Below are 3,936 nucleotides of genomic sequence, written 5' to 3'. Positions count from 1 at the left end.
ACCGCATCGACGAGATGATGAAGGAAATAGAAGCAGCCTAGACGTTGGCAGCCAGATGAGGGCCATCAGAAAATGTGCGAAAGATTCTTGACACTACCAAGAGAAGCCTCTTGGACTGTCGATTCCATCCCACTCCACATAGGTTGTGAGGGGAATGAAGCTGAATGAAACCTGCATAATTTTAAGAGAGTTGAACCTGAGAAGTACGGGAAGAATGCAATTGACTTTTCAAACCTATTTCTTTCAGGGAAAGCTGCAGTTATCACAAGGTAAAACGGTCGCGGACTTCAGGAAGGACATCGCAAGTCATCGGAAGCCAATTGCCCTCAGGACTTCTTCGACGTTATGGCCGTGAAGCCCGCGTAAACGGGCCGTACGCTTTGGGACTTGCACTCGGGGCAACGGACGCGCTTCTTCGCTTCGTGCTCCTTGACGCTCCGTATCAGGGTGAACCTTTTTCCGCATTTCTTGCACTCGTAGTCGTACTGGGGCATAGGGGCACCTCCGGCAATCTGTTTTCGCTGCTAGGAATTATATACCAGAATCTTCAGCGATAATAGAGGGGTTGCATCCCGGGGGGGCGCCCGCGTTGCCCTGCTTTGTATAGGCGCACTGGCGGAGGGGAAAGGGGGCGCTCCGGTGCTCGGCCTTGACGCCCGCAGCGCTTTCCCCGTACCATGAAAGATGCGTCCGTGAGGGCGTGCACACCCGGAGAGCCGGTCAACGCCATGGGTAGAGAAGAAAACACGAAACCCCGTGAGGGGCCTTCGGGCGAAAAGGCCCCCGAGGCCTTCCGTTCGGGCTACGTCTCCATAAGCGGCAGGCCCAACGTGGGGAAGTCCACCTTCCTGAACACCGTCCTGGGGCAGAAGGTCTCCATCGTCACCCCCAAGCCCCAGACCACCCGCAACCGGATTATCGGCGTAAAGAGCCTTCCCCACGCCCAGATCGTCTTTGTGGACACGCCCGGCCTCCATGTCCCTGCGCACCCCCTGGGGGGGTACATGGTGCGGGAGGCCCGCCAGGCGATAAAGGACGTGGACGTCGTGCTCTTCATGGTCGAGCCCCGCCCGCCCGCCCGGGCCGAGGAGGCCGTCCTCAGGGAGCTCGCCAGGGAGAGAAAGCCCGTTCTTCTTCTGATCAACAAGGTGGACACGGTGAAAAAGCCCAAGCTCCTCCCGGTCATCGACCAGTACCGGAGGCTTTACGACTTCCCCCACATCCTTCCCATAAGCGCCCTCACGGGCGAGGGCATCGATGATGTCCTCCGCGCCGTGGTGGAGGCGCTTCCCGCCGGACCCAGGTATTACCCCGACGACCTCGTCACCGACAGGCTGGAGCGCTTCATGGTGGCCGAGATAATTCGCGAGAAGGTCATGGAGATTACCCAGGAGGAAGTGCCCCACTCGGTGGCGGTGGAGGTGAGCCAGTGGAGCGAGGCGGCAGGCGGGGTCCACATCGGCGCGAACATTTTTGTTGAAAAAGACGGGCAAAAGGGTATTATAATAGGGAAACGGGGCGAGCGGCTGAAGCGCATCGGGACCAGCGCCAGGGCCGAGATTGAGGACCTTCTTGATGCGCATGTGTTTCTGGAGCTGTTCGTCAAGGTCAAGAAACAGTGGCGCACCAAGAAATCCTTCTTAGCCGAAATGGGGTATGAGTGATGCTTATTAAAATGAACGTCGAGGGCTTGCTTTTCGACCCGCGGAGCAACATGTACATCCTGCTGTTGAAATCCAACGACCAGAACCAGACTCTGCCCATATGGATAGGGAAGCCCGAAGCGGACAGCATCGCCCTGGCCCTGGGGAAAGTGGCCACCCCGCGTCCTCTGACGCACGACCTCGTCCTCAACGTCATGGACTCCCTCATGGTGAAGGTCACACGGGTGGTGGTCACCCAGATCATGGACAACACGTACTATGCCCTCCTGTATGTCACCGACGGCAAGCGGGAGCTGCCCGTGGACTCCCGGCCCAGCGACGCCGTGGCCGTGGCCCTGCGCGCGGGCTCGCCCATCTATGTGGAGGAAGAGGTCATCCAGCAGAAGAACACCGACGAGCTGGAGGACTGGCTCAAGAACCTTAAGCCCGAGGACTTTGGCAATATCATGTAGGCTCCGGGCCCCGGCCCGGCTCCTGCCCGCCCCGGAGCCCGCGGCGCGGAGGACCCGGAACATCGAACCCGCCTCCCGCCGCACGCCCGTGCTCCCGAGAGGGACCCCCTGATGCTCACGCGAACGGAAGGCATCGTCTTGAGGACCTTCCCCTACGGCGAGGCCGACCTCCTGGTGACCTACCTGACCCGGGACCTGGGGGTGAAGAAGGCCTTTGCCAAGAGCCCCCGCAAGGTGGGGAGCCGTTTCGGCGGCAGCCTGGAGCCCTTCACCCACGCCACCATATCGCTCCTGGGCAGGGAGGATGCGCCGCTTCCCCGCCTGACCCAATCGGACATCATCCGTTCGTACCAGGAGCTGAGGGAGGACTACCGCACTCTCCTCGGCCTCTCCGGGATGGCGGAGCTGACCCTGAATTTCCTCCATGAGGGGGCCCGGAGCCCCGGGGCCTTCCAGCTTCTCGTGCACGCCCTGGGCATGATGGCTTCCGGCTCCGGGACGATGGGCCCCCTCGTCTACCAGGTCCGCTTTCTCCGCCTGATGGGCTATGCCCCGCGGCTCACGGCGTGCGCGCGGTGCGGAGGACGGGGGCGGCTGTTCCACCGCTCCCAGGGAGCGGTCGTCTGCGGCGGGTGTGCCCGGAGCATGGGGCTCCGGGAGGAGGAGGGGCTTGACCTCTCCGAAGGAAGCAGGCGGCTTTATCATACCCTCGGCACCTGGGAGCTCGAGAAGACCGCGAGGGTCAACGCCCCGGGAGGCCTGGTGAGCGAGCTCGCCCTCGTCCTGAACTCCCACGTGGAGCATACCCTGGCGCGGCGGCTCAGGACGGCCCCCGTCTTTCCCTAACTGTTGCGGCATTTCCCAGGATTGACTAAGATGTATTCAGGAAGCGCGCGCCATCCATTTTGAACGGTGAGCATCATGCATGACGGACGCCTCTATGAGGAGATTGTCCAGGACATTCCCCTGGGCTTCTCCATCGTGGACAAGGACGGCACCATCGTTGAGTTCAATCCCGAGGCCGAGCGGATTACGGGCCTTTCCCGGAAGGAGGCCCTGGGACGCTCCCACATGATGCTCCTGCACGGGACGGCCGACCTCGACGCGTGCCCCCTCATGAGGGAATCGGTGCGTTACCGGAGGAAAAGGACCATGACCGAGGCCACGATAAAGACCCCCGACGGGGCCATCGTCACCATAGAAGTCGCGTCCTTTCCCCTTTACGGCGGGCAGGGCGAGTTCCTGGGCGGGGCGGAGGTCTTCAGGGATATCACCGGCCAGAAACGCAGGGAGCGGGAGAGGAGGAACTTCCTCTCCATGTTCGTCCACGACATGAAGACCCCCCTGATTTCCTCCAGCGGGTTTCTCAGGCGCATGCGGGAGGGGAAGGCGGGCCCCCTCACGCAGGAGCAGGAGGAGTACCTGGACCTTGTCACGCAGGAGCTGGGCAATATGGAGCGGCTCGTGGGCGATTACCTGGAGTACGCCAGGCTCGAGGCGGAGGCGATGGTCCCCGAGTTCGCGCCCGTTGACCTGGGGGACATCCTCGTGAGGACGGTGGAGGCCCTCCGTGTCCAGGCTGAGGAGAGGGGGGTGGGCGTGGAGGTCAGGGACACCGGCGACCTCACCCTCTCGGCGGACGAGGGGATGGTTGAGCGGATCCTGCAAAACCTCCTTTCAAACGCCTTTTCGTATGCGGACCCCGGAAGCACCGTCCGGGTGCGCACCGAAGGCAGGGCCGGATGGGTCTTCGTGGAGGTCGTGAATTCTTCCTCCGGCCTGTCGGAGGAGGACCTTCCCTACGTCTTTGACGCCTTCCA

At 62.1% G+C, this 3,936-nt stretch carries 5 protein-coding genes; 4 read left to right on the top strand and 1 reads right to left on the bottom strand.

Annotation, left to right across the window (positions count from 1 at the left end):
* Positions 1-326: 326 nt before the first annotated feature.
* Positions 327-494, bottom strand: a complete 168-nt coding sequence (locus tag P8Y39_12805) for a zinc ribbon domain-containing protein (protein MEJ2193195.1) — start codon at positions 492-494, stop codon at positions 327-329.
* Between the two features lie 234 nt (positions 495-728).
* Here P8Y39_12805 and era point away from each other — a divergent pair, with 234 nt between their 5' ends.
* The 4 genes from era to P8Y39_12785 form a co-directional block, all read left to right on the top strand.
* Complete coding sequence (era, locus tag P8Y39_12800) at positions 729-1,664, top strand: GTPase Era (GenBank protein ID MEJ2193194.1); 936 nt, start codon at positions 729-731, stop codon at positions 1,662-1,664.
* Positions 1,664-2,116, top strand: coding sequence for a bifunctional nuclease family protein (locus tag P8Y39_12795; GenBank protein ID MEJ2193193.1), 453 nt, complete (start codon positions 1,664-1,666; stop codon positions 2,114-2,116). Before era ends, P8Y39_12795 begins: the two co-directional genes overlap by 1 nt.
* 111 nt (positions 2,117-2,227) lie before the next feature.
* Entirely contained in the window at positions 2,228-2,962 is a 735-nt protein-coding gene (gene recO / locus P8Y39_12790) for a DNA repair protein RecO (protein MEJ2193192.1), read from the top strand.
* A gap of 75 nt (positions 2,963-3,037) precedes the next feature.
* Positions 3,038-3,936, top strand: an 899-nt coding sequence (locus tag P8Y39_12785) for a PAS domain S-box protein (protein ID MEJ2193191.1), incomplete at its 3' end; no start/stop codon positions are given.

Source organism: Nitrospirota bacterium, assembly GCA_037386965.1.
Lineage (GTDB): Bacteria > Nitrospirota > Thermodesulfovibrionia > Thermodesulfovibrionales > JdFR-86 > JARRLN01.
Note: the sequence above shows the minus strand (reverse complement) of the source record. Positions and strands in the feature narration are given on the sequence as shown.

What these genes read in the sequence shown, in the direction of transcription:
- P8Y39_12805 (MEJ2193195.1), bottom strand. Translation starts at nt 494, where the DNA reads ATGCCCCAGTACGACTACGAGTGCAAGAAATGCGGAAAAAGGTTCACC.
- era (MEJ2193194.1), top strand. Translation starts at nt 729, where the DNA reads ATGGGTAGAGAAGAAAACACGAAACCCCGTGAGGGGCCTTCGGGCGAA.
- P8Y39_12795 (MEJ2193193.1), top strand. Translation starts at nt 1,664, where the DNA reads ATGCTTATTAAAATGAACGTCGAGGGCTTGCTTTTCGACCCGCGGAGC.
- recO (MEJ2193192.1), top strand. Translation starts at nt 2,228, where the DNA reads ATGCTCACGCGAACGGAAGGCATCGTCTTGAGGACCTTCCCCTACGGC.